General features: G+C 32.8%; 23 protein-coding genes and 1 tRNA gene. 10 read left to right on the forward strand and 14 right to left on the reverse strand.

From position 1 onward, the window contains the following. Together JM658_RS13405 and JM658_RS13410 are read right to left on the reverse strand one after the other, a co-directional pair. Entirely contained in the window at positions 1–687 is a 687-nt protein-coding gene (locus JM658_RS13405; protein ID WP_236959788.1) for a carboxypeptidase-like regulatory domain-containing protein, read from the reverse strand. A gap of 61 nt (positions 688–748) precedes the next feature. Further along, on the reverse strand, positions 749–1,498 hold the full coding sequence (locus JM658_RS13410; RefSeq protein WP_236959789.1) for a carboxypeptidase-like regulatory domain-containing protein: 750 nt from the start codon (positions 1,496–1,498) through the stop codon (positions 749–751). A gap of 199 nt (positions 1,499–1,697) precedes the next feature. On the opposite strand from JM658_RS13410, the gene pepE reads away from it, so the two are divergent. From pepE to JM658_RS13430, 4 genes are all read left to right on the forward strand, one after another. Next, positions 1,698–2,399, forward strand: a complete 702-nt coding sequence (gene pepE, locus JM658_RS13415) for a dipeptidase PepE (RefSeq protein WP_236959790.1) — start codon at positions 1,698–1,700, stop codon at positions 2,397–2,399. Between the two features lie 190 nt (positions 2,400–2,589). Further along, complete coding sequence (locus tag JM658_RS13420; protein ID WP_236959791.1) at positions 2,590–2,775, forward strand: hypothetical protein; 186 nt, start codon at positions 2,590–2,592, stop codon at positions 2,773–2,775. Positions 2,776–2,838: 63 nt separating this feature from the next. Continuing rightward, positions 2,839–3,573: a GLPGLI family protein gene (locus tag JM658_RS13425; RefSeq protein ID WP_236959792.1), complete on the forward strand. Its 735-nt coding sequence runs from the start codon at positions 2,839–2,841 to the stop codon at positions 3,571–3,573. A gap of 50 nt (positions 3,574–3,623) precedes the next feature. Then, positions 3,624–6,269, forward strand: coding sequence for a carboxypeptidase-like regulatory domain-containing protein (locus tag JM658_RS13430; protein ID WP_236959793.1), 2,646 nt, complete (start codon positions 3,624–3,626; stop codon positions 6,267–6,269). On the opposite strand, the gene rluF is transcribed toward JM658_RS13430, so the two are convergent. Together rluF and JM658_RS13440 are read right to left on the reverse strand one after the other, a co-directional pair. Then, positions 6,266–7,000 carry a 23S rRNA pseudouridine(2604) synthase RluF gene (gene rluF, locus JM658_RS13435; protein ID WP_236959794.1) on the reverse strand — a complete coding sequence of 245 codons (735 nt, stop codon included), beginning with the start codon at positions 6,998–7,000 and terminating at the stop codon, positions 6,266–6,268. The genes JM658_RS13430 and rluF overlap by 4 nt on opposite strands. A 59-nt stretch (positions 7,001–7,059) precedes the next feature. Next, positions 7,060–7,132: transfer RNA gene (locus tag JM658_RS13440), tRNA-Gly, on the reverse strand. A gap of 295 nt (positions 7,133–7,427) precedes the next feature. Here JM658_RS13440 and JM658_RS13445 point away from each other — a divergent pair. The 3 genes from JM658_RS13445 (at position 7,428) to JM658_RS13455 (ending at position 8,875) form a co-directional block, all read left to right on the forward strand. Then, positions 7,428–7,715 (forward strand): GNAT family N-acetyltransferase, encoded by a 288-nt coding sequence (locus JM658_RS13445; RefSeq protein WP_236959795.1) that lies wholly within the window; start codon positions 7,428–7,430, stop codon positions 7,713–7,715. A 10-nt stretch (positions 7,716–7,725) separates the two neighbouring features. Then, entirely contained in the window at positions 7,726–8,163 is a 438-nt protein-coding gene (locus JM658_RS13450) for a GNAT family N-acetyltransferase (protein WP_236959796.1), read from the forward strand. A gap of 70 nt (positions 8,164–8,233) precedes the next feature. Then, positions 8,234–8,875, forward strand: coding sequence for an O-methyltransferase (locus JM658_RS13455; RefSeq protein WP_236959797.1), 642 nt, complete (start codon positions 8,234–8,236; stop codon positions 8,873–8,875). Here JM658_RS13455 and JM658_RS13460 read toward each other — a convergent pair. The 4 genes from JM658_RS13460 to gpmI form a co-directional block, all read right to left on the reverse strand. After that, positions 8,858–9,418, reverse strand: coding sequence for a phosphatase PAP2 family protein (locus tag JM658_RS13460; protein WP_236959798.1), 561 nt, complete (start codon positions 9,416–9,418; stop codon positions 8,858–8,860). The two genes, JM658_RS13455 and JM658_RS13460, sit on opposite strands and share 18 nt — an antisense overlap. Then, positions 9,418–9,690 (reverse strand): Sec-independent protein translocase subunit TatA/TatB, encoded by a 273-nt coding sequence (locus JM658_RS13465; RefSeq protein ID WP_236959799.1) that lies wholly within the window; start codon positions 9,688–9,690, stop codon positions 9,418–9,420. The genes JM658_RS13460 and JM658_RS13465 overlap by 1 nt, the downstream gene beginning before the upstream one ends. Before the next feature lie 88 nt (positions 9,691–9,778). Beyond that, a complete protein-coding gene (locus JM658_RS13470; RefSeq protein ID WP_236959800.1) occupies positions 9,779–10,339 on the reverse strand; it encodes a TlpA family protein disulfide reductase in 561 nt (186 codons plus the stop codon). Between the two features lie 267 nt (positions 10,340–10,606). After that, positions 10,607–12,124 carry a 2,3-bisphosphoglycerate-independent phosphoglycerate mutase gene (gpmI, locus tag JM658_RS13475; protein ID WP_236959801.1) on the reverse strand — a complete coding sequence of 506 codons (1,518 nt, stop codon included), beginning with the start codon at positions 12,122–12,124 and terminating at the stop codon, positions 10,607–10,609. Between the two features lie 224 nt (positions 12,125–12,348). On the opposite strand from gpmI, the gene JM658_RS13480 reads away from it, so the two are divergent. Continuing rightward, complete coding sequence (locus JM658_RS13480) at positions 12,349–12,750, forward strand: ankyrin repeat domain-containing protein (RefSeq protein WP_236959802.1); 402 nt, start codon at positions 12,349–12,351, stop codon at positions 12,748–12,750. Between the two features lie 123 nt (positions 12,751–12,873). Here JM658_RS13480 and JM658_RS17230 read toward each other — a convergent pair whose 3' ends face one another. The 3 genes from JM658_RS17230 to JM658_RS13490 all read right to left on the reverse strand — a co-directional run bounded on the left by JM658_RS17230 (position 12,874) and on the right by JM658_RS13490 (position 14,767). Then, positions 12,874–13,041: a DUF6747 family protein gene (locus JM658_RS17230; RefSeq protein WP_317207879.1), complete on the reverse strand. Its 168-nt coding sequence runs from the start codon at positions 13,039–13,041 to the stop codon at positions 12,874–12,876. 179 nt (positions 13,042–13,220) lie between these two features. Then, the gene (locus JM658_RS13485; protein ID WP_236959803.1) at positions 13,221–13,994 is read right to left on the reverse strand and encodes a M48 family metalloprotease; all 774 of its coding nucleotides are present in this window, start codon (positions 13,992–13,994) and stop codon (positions 13,221–13,223) included. Positions 13,995–14,050: 56 nt separating this feature from the next. Further along, positions 14,051–14,767 (reverse strand): M15 family metallopeptidase, encoded by a 717-nt coding sequence (locus JM658_RS13490; RefSeq protein WP_236959804.1) that lies wholly within the window; start codon positions 14,765–14,767, stop codon positions 14,051–14,053. A gap of 239 nt (positions 14,768–15,006) precedes the next feature. Here JM658_RS13490 and kynU point away from each other — a divergent pair, with 239 nt between their 5' ends. Then, on the forward strand, positions 15,007–16,281 hold the full coding sequence (gene kynU / locus JM658_RS13495; RefSeq protein WP_236959805.1) for a kynureninase: 1,275 nt from the start codon (positions 15,007–15,009) through the stop codon (positions 16,279–16,281). A gap of 123 nt (positions 16,282–16,404) precedes the next feature. Here the strand turns inward: kynU and JM658_RS13500 are convergent, their stop codons facing one another. Then, complete coding sequence (locus JM658_RS13500) at positions 16,405–17,115, reverse strand: pirin family protein (RefSeq protein WP_236959806.1); 711 nt, start codon at positions 17,113–17,115, stop codon at positions 16,405–16,407. A gap of 107 nt (positions 17,116–17,222) precedes the next feature. On the opposite strand from JM658_RS13500, the gene JM658_RS13505 reads away from it, so the two are divergent. After that, positions 17,223–18,377: an MFS transporter gene (locus JM658_RS13505; protein WP_236959807.1), complete on the forward strand. Its 1,155-nt coding sequence runs from the start codon at positions 17,223–17,225 to the stop codon at positions 18,375–18,377. A gap of 1 nt (position 18,378) precedes the next feature. Here the strand turns inward: JM658_RS13505 and JM658_RS13510 are convergent, their stop codons facing one another. Beyond that, a complete protein-coding gene (locus JM658_RS13510) occupies positions 18,379–19,050 on the reverse strand; it encodes a hypothetical protein (protein WP_236959808.1) in 672 nt (223 codons plus the stop codon). 162 nt (positions 19,051–19,212) lie between these two features. Further along, positions 19,213–19,791, reverse strand: a complete 579-nt coding sequence (locus JM658_RS13515) for a Crp/Fnr family transcriptional regulator (protein WP_236959809.1) — start codon at positions 19,789–19,791, stop codon at positions 19,213–19,215. Positions 19,792–19,919: the final 128 nt, after the last annotated feature.

Consider the following 19,919-nt stretch of genomic DNA (forward strand, 5'->3'; position numbering starts at 1 on the left):
CTATTCTAATTCATTTAAAAGTCTAAAGTCATAACTTTTGGCTTTCATATATTCCAAAATGGTAAGTGCGTCTTTATCTTGAATTTCTTCAAAAATAGGGTCAACAGCACAAAAGTACATAAAGCGATCAATATAGTCTTCTGGAATTTCTAAATCTTTAACATAAAAGTCAACCTCAAAAATCTCTTTTGTATCTGCGGTCTTGGCATCTAGTTTCTGAAGTTTTATAAGTTTTTTTATTTTTTTAATCTTCCCATTTATAGTATTTAGGAGTAGATCTAGTGGACCGCTAGACGCAGTGTATAGCATTCTTTGCGCATGTGTTTTCTTTTTTACAGTAGCGTTTGGAAGGCCTAGTGATACAGAATTTATGGGGTTTTCTATTGGGTTGTTATTGATGTCTTTTGATAAATCTCCAGACAAACTATATGGAGTAATGGTTACTGAAGATAGTTCGTTTATTTTTTCTGAAAGTAGTACTTCTAAAAAATTACTTTCTAGTATTTCTTCCGTAACAGGAATTATTTTGATATTGTATTGAAGTGCTGAAAATACTAGAGTGTCTTTAGCACTCACATCGATTTCAAAAACTCCTTCATGATCGGTAATCGTTGAAATATTTGCTGTTTTATTAAGGATATAAATACCTTCGACCTCCGAATTAGAATTCGTGATTTTACCTTTCAAACTCGTTTTAAAAATTTGTCCGGAAGCAATGCTACATGCAAAAAGGAAAATAAAGGATAGTTTATTCTTCAGAGGCTTTAAGGGTGTTAAAATCTTTGCTTTGGTCAACTAAAAAATCGATGAGTTCAAATTCATGACTCCTTTTCATCAATGTCTGTGACGGAAGTTTGTCGTCTACATAAAATAGAAATTCATCAATCTGATCTTGTGGGATGTTTAAATCCATCACAAAAAACTCGTCATCATACACCTGTCTTAATACTTGGCTTGGTAGTAATACTTTCGACTGGTCCTGGTTTTTATCTTTGTTAGAATTAAATAGTGCTTTGTAGATGTTTACAAAATTGATTCCATTTTTCATCCCTCTCTGGCTCACAGGAATTGCATAATTTGTTACCTCAGTAGATTTATCCGTATAATAATCTACTTGCTTAAATTCTTCATTCTTCAGTTCTATGTATGCCTGTCTGTCTTCTGGAGTTACAATTACTTGATCTAATTCTGTTATTTTCTCATTTACTTCAACTACTAAACGATTATTCTTTAGGATTTCTTCCGTAATTTCTACCGTTTTCATTTGGTAATTCATAGCTGTAAAAGCAAGCTTATCTCCATTTTTTACTCTTATTTCAAATTCCCCTTGCTCATTTGTAATAGTAGCTCTTTCAGTAGATATATTAATTACGTTTTCATTCGCAACACTTGTATTTCTATAAAGTACTTTTCCTCTTAATAACGTAGTTGCTCCATCTTGAGAGAAGATAAAAATAGGACTTAAAACGAATAGAAGTAATAGTAATTGTTTTTGCATTAGTTTAGTTTTGTTAAGTAAATAAATCATATCCCGATGAAATATAAAAGAAAGTCGTGGTAATCTTTTGTTAAATCACGCTATATGTATTAGTGTGAATTCTAGTCCGAAAATAACAGTTACAGAGATATTTTTAGATAATTAAAAAGGTTTATAAAAGTTCTTACATAAATTTACAAAAAATCTTCAAGCAAAAAACATGAAAAATTTACTTATAGCAAGTACTTCTACCGTGCATGGGAGCAGTTATTTAGAATATATTTTAAGCGACCTATCAGAATTCTTTAAAGATATAGATGAGATTATTTTTATTCCGTATGCTCGCCCAGGGGGAATTTCTCATGATGAATATACGGCGGTAGCCCAGAAGGGATTTGCTACAATAGGTAAAAAAATTATAGGACTTCATACCTTTTCTAATCCAGTTGAAGCTCTAAAGGAAGCAAAAGCAGTATTTACAGGGGGAGGTAATACATTCTTATTAGTAACTCAGCTTTATAAAAATGATGTAATGGCAGTTTTAAGAGCGCGTATTTTTGAAGGGATGCATTATTTTGGAACCAGTGCAGGAGCTAATATAACTGGGCTAACGATGCAAACTACCAACGATATGCCTATTATTTATCCTCCGAGTTTTAAGACTTTAGGAGCGGTACCTTTTAATATAAATCCGCATTATTTAGATCCTGATACCAAGAGCACTCATAAAGGGGAAACTCGAGAAACTAGAATTAAAGAATTTCATACAATTAATACGCAACCTGTAATTGGCCTCCGAGAAGGGAGTTGGTTGGAAGTAAAAGATGAACGTATTTATTTGAGAGGGACATTGCAAGCTAGAATCTTTGAGCAAGGCAAAGAGCCTTATGAAATAGCTAGTGGGAGCGAGGTGAAGTTTTAAAATACCATAAGAATGTATGTTTATTTTGTGTTTTTAGGGGAAAAACGCCCTTTTTTCGAAAATATACTAAATTTGATTCTTAAAATTTTCTTAATTCGTTTTTTTTTTTAAGCTTGAGTAATTCATTAATAAAAGTGCACTTTATAGATGGTTTAATAATTATTTAATTAACCTTTTAAATTTAGAAATTATGAAAAAAGTATTTGGAATTTTGGCAGTAGTATTGTTTTCTAGTAGTAGTTTGAGTGCATCTGTTGTAATGCAAAGTACAGACTGTTGGGCTGTAGCAGAAGCGGCAGAAGCCGCATGTTCAGGAGGAGCACAAAATCATGTAGTTTTTGCAGCAGCATTCGATGCATGTTGGAGTCAGCAATAAATCTTAACTTAGGTGCTCTTGATTTGTAATCTCATTAGCACCTAATTTTAATTAAATGAAGGAATGAGGTTAAAGAATTATATTAATGTAGTACTCTTAATTTTTACATTTTCAATATATGGCCAACAAACACATGTTATTACTTATGGTGTTACATCAAATATAGATTTTGGGAAAATTAAGATAAATCAAGTAAAAGAAATGATGCTAGAGGTTGAAAATGAAATTTCAAACTATGAATTCGAATTGGTAGTTAATAAAAATCAATCTACTTTTAAGAAGAAAAAAAGTTTGGATAATGACTCTAATAATGAAAGAATATCTTTAATCGCTATAGCTATGTGCCATGCTGACCAACAATGGTATTTTGATGCCTCCAATAATATTCAATTATGTTATAGAGAGATTTTTGGTGAAAAATTCCTTATAAGTAATAACATTGAAGAGAGTCCATGGGTTTTAACAAACGAAACTAAAATAATTGGAGGTTACAAAGCATATAAGGCAAAAACAACAAGAACCTTTATAGGCTCGAATGGTTTACAGGAAGGAGATGTGGAAGCGTGGTATACCCCAAAAATAGCAATGAACCATGGGCCTTTAGGCTTTGTAGGGCTTCCGGGCTTAATTATTGAGTTATCTATTCAAAATACAACTTTTCAATTGGCAGAAATTAAGAGTTTAAAGAAAGGGGAGATAGAACCACCTACACAGGGGATTAAGATTACGGAGACTGAATTTCTGAAAATGGCAGAAGATAAGGTTGCAGGGTTCAGAGAAAGTTACGGAAGAGATTAATGCAAAATAAGAATTATTCTATTTTAAAATTTCATACAACCCTAATATTTTTGTTAGGGTTTTCTTTCGTGCTTTCAGCTCAAGAGATAAAAGTAAGTGGGTTTATAAAAGATAGTTTAAATGCTTTACCCAATGCCAATATCTTGGCAATTCCGTCAAGCGAAAATGTAAAAATGACTTTTGCTATAAGCAACCAAAATGGAGTTTATGAATTGACATTACAAGCAAATGCTTCTTATGAATTACAAATTAGTTATTTGGGGTATCATCCTATTAAGTTTTCTGTAACTACTTCTGAAGAAAACATTATAAAAGATTTTATATTAAAAGAAAGCGCAAACGAGCTTGATGAGGTAGTACTTAATTATAAGATACCCCTAGTAGTAAAAAAAGATACACTTCTATATTCCGTAGAGAGTTTTACAGACGGCAAAGAACGCAAGCTTAGAGAAGTACTGAAAAAACTACCAGGAGTGGAGGTTGATAAAGCGGGGAATGTTACTGTGCAGGGTAAAAAAGTAACTAAAGTATTGGTAGAAGGTAAAACGTTTTTTACTGGAGATAGTAAGTTGGCTGTAAACAATATACCAGCAGATGCGGTAGATAAAGTGGAAGTCCTCGATAATTACAGCGAGATACCGATGCTAAAAGGCTTGCAAGATTCCGATGAAATGGCAATGGATATAAAGCTAAAAGAAGATAAGAAAGACTTTATTTTTGGGGATATAGAAGTAGGTGGAGGTATAAAAGATCGCTACGTAGTGCATCCTAATTTATTTTATTACAGTCCAAAAACAAATGTGAACGTAATAGGGGATTTTAATAATACGGGGGAGAAAAGCTTCACTTTTAAAGATTATATAGATTTTGAGGGTGGCTATGCAAGTCTAATGAGCGATAGTGGGGCTTCTTTTGATCTTTATAACAGCGATTTTGCTAAGTATTTGAGTAATCAGGACTATAAAAGTAATACTAATAACTTTGGAGGTTTTAATATTAGGCAGTCATTCAGCGATGTAACTGATGTTAATGCATATGTGATAGCATCGGATTCAAAAACAGAGACGCAAACAACGACCTTTAATGAGTATACGTCTGAAGAGGAGTTTTTAGAGGAAAGAAATAATCAAAACCGCATTGATAATTCTTTTTTGTTAGGGAAAGTAACATTAGATTATGAGCCTTCTTATGAAGAAGATTTAAAACTTAATAGTACTATAAAATTATCTAAGAGTAATGCAGATGGAGCAATCACTACGGTAAATCCTTTTCAAAACAACGAAATAGCAACTAAGACAGCTATTGAAAGTATTGATTTTACACAAGATATTAGTTATACACGAAAGTTAAGTAAAGATCACACGGGAACACTTCAATCTAACTTTAATTATAATGAAAGCACTCCAACAACTAATTGGTTGACAAATCAAGAAATTCTTCAAGGAATATTGCCGTTAGAAAATGATTCTTTATACAATATCATTCAAAATAAAAACAGTCAACGGTTTAATTTCGATGCTGCTGTGAAAGACTATTGGGTATTAAATAATTTCAATCATTTATATACCTCTTTAGGTATGAAATTTGAACGTAGCAATTTTTTCTCAGATGAATATCAAAGAGTAAGTTCTGGAGAAGAAAATAGTTTTGTAGATAATAGTTTTGGGAATGATATTGATTTTAATTTTTCAGATGTTTTTATAGGAATGGAATATAAATTCCAACGTGGAATATATATATTTAAACCTGCATTATATTATCATTTTTATAATTGGCAGACCTATCAAGTTGATAGTGAAAATAATTCAAAAGGACTTTTATTGCCTCAGTTTACTTTTAAAGCTGAAATAAGGAATAGTGAAAAGGTGAATTTTAAGTATGGACTAAAAGCAAGTTTTCCATCGGCGAGTGAGTTAGCAGATAGAAATAGGTTAAGCAGTTTTAATTCTGTTTTTAGAGGGAATGCACTTTTACAAAATAGCCTTTATCACTCTTTCTCATTGAGTTATTATAAGTTTAGCTTATATAAAAATTTAATGATAAATGGGAGATTAGGGTATAATAGAAAGGAGAAATCATTTAAGAGTCAAACTATTTTAGACGGGATAGAACAATACTCTACATTGGTAATGTTTACGAATCCTGAGAATAATTTTACAGCAAATGGTAGAATTAGTAAAAAAATAAATAGTTTAAAATATACAATAAGGGCAAGTTATAGCTATAATGATTTTTATCAGCTAGTAAACGATATAACTACCCAAAATAACTCTGAACAGACTTCTTTTACAGCAAGTATAAATACATATTTTAATAAGCACTGGCCAGAATTAAATGTGGGATACACAAAAGATTTTAATAATTATAAAACACCTAGCTTTAATACAGAGTTTACGAACGATGAATTCTTTGGAGAATTAGAATATGATTTTTTAAAGGATTTTAAATTTACTTTTGATTATTCTAGGGCTAAATACCAAAATAAAGAAGAGGACATAAAGAACATTTTTGATATAGGAAATACTTCTTTGTATTATCAGAAAGAAGATAGTGCGTGGGGTTTTGAGATTAAGGCTACAAACTTATTTGATGTGCAGTACAAGCGAACAAACTCTTTTTCAGACTTCTTAATCTCAGATTCAAGAACGTTTATTCTTCCTAGAATGGTATTATTTAAAGTTAGCTATAAACTCTAATTAATCTGATTTGTTTTTGAAGAAGTAGCTACGAGCCTATTTATTTCGCTAAGCTCTTCTTTAGTAAGGTCTCTCCATTCTCCAACGGGAATATCCAACGATACATTCATAATGCGAGTACGCTTTAAAGCAGTTACATTATAGCCTAAAAACTCACACATTCTACGAATTTGTCGGTTTAATCCTTGTGTGAGGATGATTTTGAAGGTTTTGGAGTCTATTTTTTCGACCTTACATTTTCTAGTAATCGTATCTAGAATCGGGATTCCATTTCCCATTCTTTTAATGAAGTCATCCGTTACTATTTTATCGACAGTAACAATGTATTCTTTTTCGTGTTTATTTCTACCACGTAAAATTTTATTTACAATATCTCCATCATTAGTTAGGAAGATGAGTCCTTCACTAGGTTTATCTAACCTCCCGATAGGAAATATGCGCTTTGGGTAGTTTATATAATCAATGATATTATCTTTTTCAACGCGGGTGTCGGTAGTGCAAACAATGCCGATAGGTTTATGGAAAGCGATATATACAAAATCTTCTTTAGGTTCTGCAATAAGTTTACCGTCAACACGAATCTCATCATCAGCGCTAACTTTAGTTCCCATTTCTGGTATGGATCCATTTACGGTAATACGTCGCTGTTGGATAAGTTTATCGGCAGCTCTACGAGAGCAGTAGCCTACTTCGCTTAAATACTTATTGATTCTTGTTACTTCCTTTTCCATATCCCTTAAAGGTACATATTTTCCATAAAAAAAGCCCAACTTTTAAGTTAGGCTTTTAGAGCGAGAGACGAGGTTCGAACTCGCGACATTCAGCTTGGAAGGCTGACGCTCTACCAACTGAGCTACTCTCGCATTCGTGAGGGCAAATATAAAGAAACTCCTCTTTTCTATCCAAAGAAAATCGTGATTTTTTTTAAAGAATATCAATTGTTTTTAATTATTTAAAAGATAAAATTAGTCAACTGCTTGTAGATTAAAATTATACGTCTAATGGGTTTTATCTGAATTTGGAATGAATACGTGCTGTTTTATGGATGCTTATCATTTTTCAGAAGAAAAAAATCTTTCCAATGCTATATATTGCTGATTATGTATTTTACATTTTAAAGAATAGCACTACCTTTAATAAGTTTTAAAATTAAAAATCATGGAATTTAATATTCAGCAAGAAGAATCGGCCAGTAAAGGTAGATTCTATATTGAAGAAGGTAATAAAACATTGGCAGAAATGACATATTCTGTGGCTGGTACAGATAAGATAATTATAGATCATACTGATGTGAGTGAAACACTAAGAGGACAGGGAGTAGGGCATAAGTTATTAGCTGCATTGGTGGAATATGTAAGAAGTAGAAACATAAAAGTGATTCCACTATGTCCGTTTGCAAAAGCACAGATCGAAAAGAATAAGGAATATCACGACATACTCGTTTAAATAGATTAGTTTGTATACAGTAAGAGAAATTAGTTCGGCGGAAGCGCATACAGTACGCCATCCAGTTTTACGAGAAGGGAAACCTTTTGAATCTGCTATTTTTCCTGATGATGATTATGAGGATACTTTTCATGTAGGTGTAACTATTGATGGGAAACCAGTTGGTACAGTCACTTTAATTAAAAAAGTGAATGCTATTTTTTCTGCTGATAATCAATACCAACTTCGTGGGATGGCAGTTTTACAGGATCAGCAGCGAAAAGGATTAGGGGTTTTATTGGTAAATAAAGCAGAGGAAATCATGCAAGAGCGTGGAGGGCGTTTTATTTGGCTCAATGCAAGAGAAATTGCAGTTCCCTTTTATAAGCAAATGGGGTACGAGATCTATGGAGATTCTTTTATAGTCCCTAAAGTAGGACTTCATTATTTAATGATTAAAGCTTTTTAGGAATTCCAAACCACTTCTATTGGTTAGTTTGCTTTCGTAAAAACCATTATTTTTGCAATAAAATTTAGCTATGCATTTTTTATCAGACGATATAGAAGATTACGTTACCAAGCATTCTGAGAACGAACCTGCAGTTTTAAAAGAATTGGATAGGGAAACAAATTTAACAACCTTGCAGCCAAGAATGTTAAGTGGTCACTTCCAAGGTCGTTTCTTAAGTCTTTTATCTAAAATGATATATCCTAAAGCAATTTTAGAGATAGGAACTTTTACAGGGTATTCTGCTATTTGTTTGGCGGAAGGAATGGCGAAAAATGGTACGCTATATACGATAGATATCAATGAGGAGTTACACGATTTACAGCGTAAATATTTTGACAAAAGCGGTTTTGGTGATCAGATAAAGCAATACGTCGGAGATGCGTTGGAAATTATTCCTGAGCTGGATACTAAATTTGACCTTGTATTTATAGATGCAGATAAGCCAAATTATGTAAATTATTTTGATCTTATTATAGATAAGATGAATCCTGGAGGTATAATTTTATCAGACAATGTATTATGGAGTGGAAAAGTGGTAGAGGAGCTCAAAAAGGGAGATAAAAGTACAGAGGCACTACTAGAATACAACAAAAGACTAAAAGAAGACCCAAGAGTAGAAACGGTATTGCTGCCTATTAGAGACGGTCTTACCTTAAGCAGGGTTCTCTAAAACCCATTTTTGATGAATTTTATTAAATATTAAAGCCATTAATACACCAACCAAGGCACCAACTAAAATATCTGATGGGTAATGAACTCCTAGGTAAAGTCTACTAGCTGAAAATAAAATAGGCCACAAGTAGCAAATGTAAATCCATTTATATTTATGCCTTAGGATGAGTACAAAGAATGTACAAACAGCAAAAGAATTGGCTGCATGTCCAGAGAAAAAGCTATAAGATGTAGGTTCTATGATGATTCGTAGCGCTTCAGAAAATTCATCATTTCCAGTAGGGCGAATTCTTCCAATTGTAGTTTTTACAAGATGTGTAAATCCGCTTGTAGTAAGAGCAACAGCAAGGCTTAAAAATAGTGTTTTATATAATCGAGCTTTCTTGTAAGTAAGGGAAATTAAGATTATAATAAATATATAAAAGGGAATCCATGTAAGGGGCTCTGTTATGATTTTCCAAAACCCATCATGATCTTCAACACCGAGATTGTTTAAGAAAATGAGAACATCCCGGTCATATTCCAGGAGTTTCTTTAGCATTAAAGTTTACGCTTTACAGAACCAGAAAAGTCTTCAATATCGTCTCTTACTTGCCCTATTTCTTTTTGAATGTCTTTTGTAAAACTAGTGTCGACTCCATTTTTGTCTGCGCTCTTCTGTATCTCAGACTTTACCTCATTAGTTGCATCTTTAAGTTGACGCATACCCTTTCCTAATCCTCTTGCGATTTCAGGGACTTTGTCCGCACCAAAAATCATCACTACTAAAAATAGGATGAATACAACTTCTCCTCCGCTAATAAATAAAAACATACTTTTTGTTTTTTGTCGACCTTTAAGTCATTACAAATATAATGAAGTTTATTACCAAAAATAAAAACTTTTAACGAATCAAATTAAATTATTCGGCGTAAGCGTTCTTGTAATCCTTTCCTTCAAGAATATTAAGCATATCTTTTTCTAAACTATCGATAGTATATTCTACAATTCGGTTTATTTCTTTACCGTCTTTATAAAATATTATTGTAGGAACATTAGTGATGTTTAATCCTTTTTCTAAATTGTCTGGAGTAGTTTTCTCACGAGACATTGTTATTAATTTAAAATCATCATATGTGTAACCAGCTTGATCCATTATTTTAAAAAAATGAGGAACTTCGCGCTGACTATCACTACACCAAGTACCCATAAAAATTTTAATTTCTTGATTTTTCACCAAGGGTTTTAGTGCATTTACAGTTTCTTCATCTGGAGTGTATTCACTGTAAGTACTTTCAAACCATTCGTTATGCGGTTCTTCTTTTAGGTCTTCTCTAGTGTGAAATCCTATGAGGATATCTTCTTCAGTATTTTCTTCTTGAACTACTGTAGTATTGGGGGTGGCATTCTCAGCTTTTTTAGTTTTCGTACCACATGAAAATGTAATTGCTGCCAATGCTAATATTAAAAATTGCTTTTTCATAAAATTTTTTATTGTTTTTCTTCTGAAAAAAGAAACATAATAGATTCCTATATACAGTCTTTTTAAAGCTTAGAACCTTACATTTAAAAAAGATAGTTAATAGGCTTGTATGTTGTAATTTTACCTTTTAAAACCATCAGATTGAGTGGAATCGAAAACCTACTAATTACTAATTTTAGTAAAACTTATTCAACTCCACTCAAAGAGATATGGTTTTAGTTTATTATAGCCTTAGGGATAATATTTCTAAGTTACTGAAACTATTTTTTATACCAATGCGTGTCTTGTCATAGCCTTTGGTTGTTCAATTCCCATCAGCTTTAAAATTGTAGGAGCAATGTCTCCTAAAACACCATCTTTAATTTCTTTAATATTCTCATCTACTAAAATTAAAGGCACTGGATTTGTAGTGTGTGCTGTATTTGGACTCCCATCTGGATTTATCATTGTATCACAATTTCCATGATCGGCAATTACAATTGTAGTGTATCCATTTTCTGTAGCGGTAGTAATTACATCTTGTGCACATTTATCTACCGCTTCACAAGCTTTAACAGCAGCTTCCATAATTCCGGTATGTCCTACCATATCTGGATTTGCAAAATTCAAGCATACAAAATCTACGTCTCCTTTTTTAAGTTCTGGAACAATGCTATCACGAATCTCGTAAGCGCTCATTTCTGGTTTTAAGTCGTAAGTAGCAACTTTTGGAGAAGGACAAAGTAAGCGCTTCTCATTAGTAAAAGGCTCTTCGCGACCTCCGTTAAAGAAGAAAGTAACATGAGGATACTTTTCGGTTTCAGCAATTCTAATCTGATTTTTACCAGCATTAGCGATTGTTTCTCCTAGCGTGTCGACAATATTGTCCTTATTATAAACGACATGAACATTTTTAAAAGTCTCATCATAATTTGTCATCGTAACAAAATATAAATCTAACTTATGCATGTTTTCTTCTGGAAAATCTTGCTGAGTAAGTGCTTGCGATAATTGTCTTCCTCTATCAGTTCGGAAATTAAAGAATATTAAAACATCTCCTTCTTCTACTTTTGCTATTGCATTATTATCTGCATCTTGAAGAGAAATTGGTTTAATAAACTCATCGGTAACACCATTATCATAGCTTTCTTGTATCGCTTCTAGTGCATTCTTATAAGCAGCACCTTGACCATTTACCATAAGATCGTACGCTAATTTTATACGTTCCCATCTTTTATCTCTATCCATAGCATAATAACGACCAATAACAGACGCTAATCTTGCGTTTGTTTTAGCACAATGTTTCTGGATTTCTTCAATAAAACCTTTACCACTTTGCGGATCTACATCGCGGCCATCAGTAAAAGCATGAACATATACATCTTTTAATCCGTAAGAATTAGTAGCGTTTAAAAGCCCTTCCAAATGCTTAATGTGAGAATGTACTCCACCATCACTTAAAAGACCTGCAAAATGTACTTTTTTGTTGTTTTCTTTAGCGTATTCGAAAGCTTTTTTAAGCTCCTCTTCTTTAGCTAAAGTGTTTTTTTCTACAGCTAGATTTATCTTTGCAAGATCTTGGTATACAATTCTACCAGCTCCCAAATTCATATGTCCAACTTCACTATTTCCCATTTGCCCTTCAGGAAGACCAACATTCATTCCGTCAGTTAGAAGGTTTGCATTAGGATACTTTTTATATAAAGAGTCTATAAAAGGAGTATTTGCCTTTTCTATTGCTGATATTTTTGGATCTGGAGATTTTCCCCATCCATCCAAAATCATAAGTATTACTTTTTTTTCCATTTCATAATTTATTATAACTCAAAGATAGCATTATAATAGATTTTATGGAAAGCTGGAAGCCCCTTTGTTACAAAACATGGCAAACTTTAAAATAATTTTAAAGAATCAATAGTTATGTAACAATCTGTTAGCATTAAAGTTAAAGATACGTTAAACCCTTCTTTTTGGTGAAACATTATAATTCTCCGTGCGTCTTTTCAATATAACCAGTAAAACTAGTAATCATGAAAAAGTTAGTATTTGTAGCCACTTTGTTCCTTGTAGTAGGAGTAACATTTGCACACACATCAAAAAACGAAAAAGCATTAGAAACTACTCATCAGGTTTCGCTAATTAAGACAACACCAAAAGTATCACCTTTCTGTATGTCTATTGTAAAGGGAGATTTTGAAACAGTTAAAAAGTTAATCGATTTAGGAGCGGATGTAAATTCTAAATCTAACGGATTAACACCAGCAATGTATGCAGCAAAATTTAATCGTGTAGACATTTTAGAATTGCTTATTTCTAATGAGGCAAATTTAAAAACTAAATGTTCAGGAAAAGGATTTACAGCCATGGATTATGCAGAGCTATCTAATGCTAAAGATGCAAAAGCTGTGCTGGAGAAAGCATTAAATTCTTAATCTCAGAGTTTAATTTATTTGATTTAGCGATCTAAAAAATCCCGCAATGAGCGGGATTTTTCTTTTTAATAACTTCCTTGCCAGTTCTTACCAACAAAGCAGTTTCTTCCAATATAGCTCATGCTACATTGGGAATCCGGTAAATAAGCGATAGAAAAATGCATAGATAGCAACCAAAATAAAAGCAAAGCATAACCATGCGAAGACTTTTAAAATTTTGGCGGCAAAAGCATTTTCTAGATCAGAAAAAGAACTACGATATAGCTCTTTTAAGAGTAGAAGTGTTGTCATACAAAATATTTAAAACTAATTAATAAATGATTTTTTAGCTTTAAATAGATTATTACAGAGTTAGAGTGTAGGGACTAAAAATTGGTTTACTCCCATAAAACTAAAGTATTTTAATGTAGATAAAAAGTGTTAAAGTTTAAGAAACGTTGAGGTACAATATTTCTAGTTAAAATGCAATATTATAGGGTTTTATACATTTCTATTGCTTCTTGGATTTTCTCGATTCTATTTTCAGGATCAGGGTGTGTACTTTGAAATTCAGGAACGCTATTTGGTCCGGAAGCACTTTTTAAAATCTTCATAACACTTATCATTTCTTCAGGTTTATACCCTGCTTCAATCATAAATTTTACTCCAAGATTATCACTTTCTAATTCATCATCCCTACCGTATTTCATATTAACAACATTGGCAATCATAGCTGCTATTTGTGTTGTAGATAAACTTTCACTCCCTACAGCAACTCCACTTAAAATACCTTGTGTAAGTCCTTGTTTAGACATTCTATCAGCCGAATGCCTTCCTGCGACATGACCAATTTCATGACCTAAAACGCCAGCCAATTGATCTTCATTTTCTAATTTAGAGTACAATGCGTAAGTGATAAAAACTTGCCCTCCAGGAAGAGCAAATGCATTTATTACCTCCGAATCTCCTAAGAGATGGAAATCGAATTGATAGGGACTTTCAGAAGCAATACTATATTTTACCAACTTTTCACCAACAGCATCTACATGAGCCTGGTATTTATTGTCTGGATACAAACCTCCATATTGCTGTGCCATTTGAGGGGCGCTTTGTAAACCAATTGCAATCTCCTCTTCAGGAGATAAAGTAATATGTTGATCTTTGCCCGTATAAGGGTTCTCATCAGAAGATGCACAATATTTAATAACCGCAAATAAGGCTATAGCAAGCCCAATAAAAAGCCTAATTCTACTTTTTCCTCGCATTTTTTAAGAATTAATTAGAAGCGAATAAACATTATAAATTTACGAAAAAAAAGCTGTTATTTTAGCGCAGGATTAATATCCGACACGTTATTTTCTATATAAGTATTCATAAATTCTGAGGTAAGAGATTCACTCCCTAAAAGATTATCAGATTTTAAAATCTCTATAATATCGAGCTTTAAATATGCATCCAGCATAGGTTTAGAAATTGGCTGATAACTGTAATGCCAAGGCTCATATTTAAAGCCTTTTCTATTCGGATTATCTGTGTAAACAATGTAGAAACCATAATCACTGGCATTTTTATCCATCCATTCTTTTAGCTTACAGAAAGGACCTTCACCATGAAATTTACTAGGTACTAAAACATCGCCAGTTACTTTTTTTGAACCGTCAATAATATCAATATCCGTTCCCCAATGATGCCTCGATGTACCCGGAATTGTGGAGTATCTAATTATTTTTTCAATAGCAGCTTCAGGGGTTAATCCATCTTTGGTGTACAAATTATATTTACGCTCATAAATAGCTTTTTGTCTGCTATAGTTTCGATATCCTGAGACAACTCTTATCGAAATTCCGTCTTTTTTTGCTGCAGATTGCATCTCTAAAAATGCTTTGTAGGCCTGGTCTTGTAAGCCTATTCCGTCTCCAAATAATTCTGGGTTTCCTTTTCCAATAAGGATCTCTTCGCTATATTTTTCTTGAGCTATACCTGCTTTGTGGACGAAAAGTGTGAAAATTGAAATGCTTAGTAAATGATATATTTTCATTGTTTTTATTTTTTTGAAGCTCATTATATGTTGTGTAATAGCTAGTGTTGTTGCCTGCTTTCGTCACTACACGCCTGTCTAGTTTTACTAGCCAATCGGGGTAGTCGCCTCAATCAGGGCTAGTAAGTTTTGTAGGTGTATTTTTGTAAATGTAATACATAATATAGGTTTAGGCAACTTAGGTTTTTTAACTTCGCGCTTCCGAATTAAGTCATTATTTTTGTAAAAACCTCGATCCGATGGAATTTAAAAATACAAGCGAGTTTGCAAAGTCATTAGACGCTAAAGACAAGCTGGCAGCATATAAAAACGAGTTTATTTTTCCTGTTATAAATCAGAAAGAAGTAATTTATTTTACTGGAAATTCGTTGGGACTTCAGCCTAAAAGGAGTCAGAAATTTGTAAACGATGTAATGAACGATTGGGGAGGCCTAGCTGTAGAAGGTCATTTCAAAGCAGAAAAACCTTGGTGGGATTATCACGAGCGTTTAGCTGCACCTTTAGCAAAAGTAGTAGGGGCGAAGCCAGAAGAAGTAACTGTAATGAATACGCTTACTGTAAACCTTCACTTGCTAATGGTTTCTTTTTATAGGCCTACAAAGAAGCGCTATAAAATTATTTGTGAAGAGAAGGCCTTTCCTTCAGATCAATATATGCTAGCCAGTCAAGCTCGTTTTCATGGTTTCGACCCAAAAGATGTCATTGTTGAGGTTAAAAAGAGAGCAGGAGAACATTCTTGGCGCACCGAAGATGTGGTAAAAACCATAGAAGAGGTTGGAGATGAATTAGCGCTTGTACTGATTGGTGGAGTGAATTACTACAACGGACAAGTCTTTGACATGCAAAAAATCACAGAAGCAGGTAAGAAGCAAGGCGCTTTTGTAGGTTGGGATTTAGCTCATGCAGCAGGAAATATAAAATTAGAACTGCATAATTGGAATGTAGATTTTGCTGCTTGGTGTAGTTATAAGTATATGAATAGCGGCCCAGGGAATGCTTCTGGGATTTATGTAAATGAGCAGTATTTAGGAAGAAAAGATATCCCTCGTTTTGAAGGTTGGTGGGGAACAAAAAAGGAAACCCGTTTTTTAATGGAACCTGAATTTGATCCTATGTCAAATGCCGAAGCTTGGCAAATTAGCAATGCTCCAGTGATGGCTATGGCGCCTTATTTAGCCTCTCTATCTTTATTTGATGAGGTAGATATGGATGCTTTAATAGATAAAAGTAAGCTTCTTACTGCTTATTTAGAGTTTATTTTGGAGGCAATTGATGCTGAATTAGGAACTTCGAATACATTTGAAATTATAACACCTAAAGATCGTGGTTGCCAATTGTCGGTTTTTTTACACGGTCAAGGGAAAGCATTGTTTGATTATTTAATGGAAAATGGGGTAATAACCGATTGGAGAGAGCCTAATGTTATAAGGTTAGCGCCAACACCATTTTATAACTCTTTTGAAGAGATGTATCGTTTTGGTCAAATTCTAAAGCAAGGAATTTTAGGAAACTAAATAGTAATACTGTCTGGCCTTAAGTAATCTGTATCTTTATTTTAAGATGGACATACTCAAAAAAAACACCCCAAAAAGGTTTTCAACCTTTTTGGGGTGTTTTTTTTGAGCTTTTAGGATGTGTTAAGCCATAGGGATTTCCATCAAAAGTAATTTAGCATTAGTATCTGCAATTATTTCTAACTTTTCAGATGCTTCGATTCCTAAGGCATCTCTACGGTTTAATTTTTCATTATTTATAGAAATATCTCCTTCTAAAACAAAAGCATAAACTCCATTTTCTGGATTATGTAAATTGTATTCCAATTCCTTTCCTGCATCCATTTCAGTAATATTAAACCATGCATCTTGATTAATAGTTACACCATCATCATCACTATTTGGAGAAACTATTTGCTGGAATTTATTTTTTCTGTCTTCTAGTTTTAAACTGATCTGATCGTAAAAAGGAGTTACATTTCTTTTTTTCGGCATTAGCCATATTTGTAAAAGTTTTACCTCTTTATCGCGATTTTTATTATACTCGCTATGTACAACACCAGTTCCTGCCGACATTGACTGTACGTCACCTTCTTTTATGACCTTTTTATTCCCCATACTGTCTTCATGTTCCAAATCACCAAATAGTGGAATGGTAATGATCTCCATATTATCATGAGGATGCTTTCCAAACCCCATTCCTGGAGCAATAGTGTCATCATTTAAAACTCTTAAAACTCCAAAATTCATTCGTTTTGGATCAAAATAATTAGCGAAACTAAAACTATGGTATGCGTTTAACCAACCGTGATTAGCATGTCCTCTAGTGTCTGCTTTATATAATGTTGTTTTCATCTCTTTTTAATTATATTTACTGTTATTTAGACGTAAAATTGTAGATTTTCTTACACAATGAAAAGTCTTTAAAAGTATTATAAACACCCTGAAAAATCAATATATAAATGAATTCATTGCAATTAATTCTAAGCAATAAGAAATATTTTGCTCCAGCATGGGTGTTTGCATCATTAAATATAATGTTTGGTACTTGGGCAATTTATATTCCTGATATAAAATCGAAATTGGCTATTTCAGAAGGGCAATTAGGTATAGCTTTATTCTTTTTCGCTCTAGGGACTTTAGTTTTTATTCCTATGACTCCAATTATAATAAAAAAGTTAGGCTTGGGAAGGGCAACAATTATTGCCGTTTCACTTTATGCTATTTCCTTTTTGTTGCCTTTTTTGGCAAATTCATATTTTATTTTGGGGGCTTCTCTTTTTGTGGTAGGTTTAACTTCTGGATTTACAGATATTGCAATGAACACGTTAGTATCTCAAGTTGAAAAAGACGAGAATGTCACCTTTATGTCAGCTTCACATGGTTTTTTTAGCTTAGGAGGTGTTATAGGAGCAGGGATAGGGAGTTTCTTAAAGTTGTATTTAGATGCGCCCTTACATCATATAATGTATGTAATGTGTTTTGTAGTTCTTACAAACCTGATACTTTTTAAATATTATGTTCATGTAAAAGGTTCTACAGAAGCAAGTGGAAGATTAGAGCTTAAATATTTAAAACCATTAATAGGATTGAGTGTTATTGGTTTTTTAATTTTAGCCAGTGAAGGAGCTATTGCAGATTGGAGTAGTCTTTACCTTGAAAATGTCACACTTACTAACTCCACAATTTTAATGGGATTGGGGTATACCATTTTTTCTGCTACAATGACTATTGGTCGGTTTTTTGGAGATTATGTGAGCGATAAATATGGAGCCTTAAAAATAATAATTGGAGGCGCTTTTATTGGAGTTTTAGGTTATGCTTTTGTACTAACCGCAAATACATACGCAGCACTATTAGGCTTTGGTCTCGTTGGACTTGGGTTTTCGGTAATTATCCCAGAATTATTCCGTTTAGCAGGAAAAGTAGAGGGAGTTGAGCCTGCAAAAGGAATATCTTTTATTGCAGGAATAAGCTATGTTGGTTTTTTATCTGGCCCTGTTATTTTAGGTTTTTTGGCAGATATATCTTCATTGAGACTTAGTTATACTGTATTACTATTTGCCGCAGGAGTTGTCTTTCTTACGGCATTTTATTTGAAACAAAAGAAAAAATAGTTTACTCCTTAGTTGTTTTTACATCAATATTTGTAAAGTACAGTCTAAAAATGCCATTTTCATTTTGATGCATCGTAGCTATTTTGATACCATTAAAATCTTTGTAGTCTTCCCAAGTAGTCATCATACATTTTGATGTGCTATTGTTCTCACGATATACCCATTCTTTTACTTCTTTATTTTTATCAACATAAAAATCATAAGCATCTCCAGGAGTATATCCTCCTTCATTGCTGTAAGTAATTGTTACCTTTTGAAGAGAATCTTTGCTTATTGGAGCAATTTCCATAACAGGCTCTGTATATTCAATGCCGTCATCCCATATAAGTTTGTATGGAGCAAGTAACCAATATACATCATTTATAAAGTTCTTGTCGGCAGAAAGTTCAGCATCACTAAGAATCTGACTTCTATTAAAAGTTAATTCTTCACCATCTTTTATAAAGGTAACATCATTCTTTTTAGGTTTCCATATCCAACTTCTTTCATAATGGGTGGTGTCTCGGTCTACGTTGAAAGTAAATTTTATTTCTTCAACAGTATCCCAGTTTTCAAAACCATTAGCGTATGCAATTTCCTCTAATGGATTATAAGCAGCAGCGGTTACTTCTTTTTCTTTTTTACAACTTGAAATAAAAATAAGAGTAAGTATAAGTAGGGTTATATTTTTCATGCGATTCTGGATTTTTTTATAAATGTAAATATAATTTAAAAGATACGCGTTAATAATCAGATTTTGCAAAATTATAAATACTATTAGACTATTTTATAAAAGCTGACTCCTAATTGAATGTAAGTCATTCAAGTTTCCTTTTTGCTTACTTGTTTTTATAAACTAGAGATTTGTTAATTTCCTTCTTAATCTGCTCAAACTTTCCGCCTTAATGCCTAGATAGTTTGCAATTAGATAATTTGGAACGCGTTGTTCAATAGTAGGATATGTGTTTAGAAAATCTAGATACCTTTCTGCACTGTCTTTATCTAAGGCAGATAAAATTCTGTCTTGCATAGCTAAAAAGGCGTTTGTAAGTTTTATTCTGAAGAATTTATTGAATTTAGGTACTTTTTCAAATAGCAATTCTAAATCGGCTTTCGTAATTTTTAATAACTCTACATCTTCAATACAATCAATATTGAGAGTAGCCTTCTGTTCATGGAAAAAAGCTTTGAAATCACTAATCCACCAATCTTCAATAGCAAATTGTAAAATATGTTCGTCGCCTTGGCTGTCTATTTCATAGGCTTTTAAACATCCTTTTACAACAAAATATTGAGCATCCACTTCGTCGCCTGCATTAATTAGAGTTTCTTTTTTATTTAAAGTAAGCGGAGTCAAAAGACTAAAAAAATAAGACTTTTCCTCTGGAGTTAAAGAGATATATTCTGAAATGTGATTAGATATCGAACTTTGCATCTTGCAAAAATAGGAGATATGCTAAAAATAATTACCTATAGAATAAAAATATTTAATAGTATGAGCCTCTTATAAATGAAAAGCCTCTCGTAATTAAACGAGAGGCTTTTCCCCTAAACTAATACCTA

It is taken from the genome of Joostella atrarenae (assembly GCF_021764745.1).
Classification (GTDB): domain Bacteria; phylum Bacteroidota; class Bacteroidia; order Flavobacteriales; family Flavobacteriaceae; genus Galbibacter; species Galbibacter atrarenae.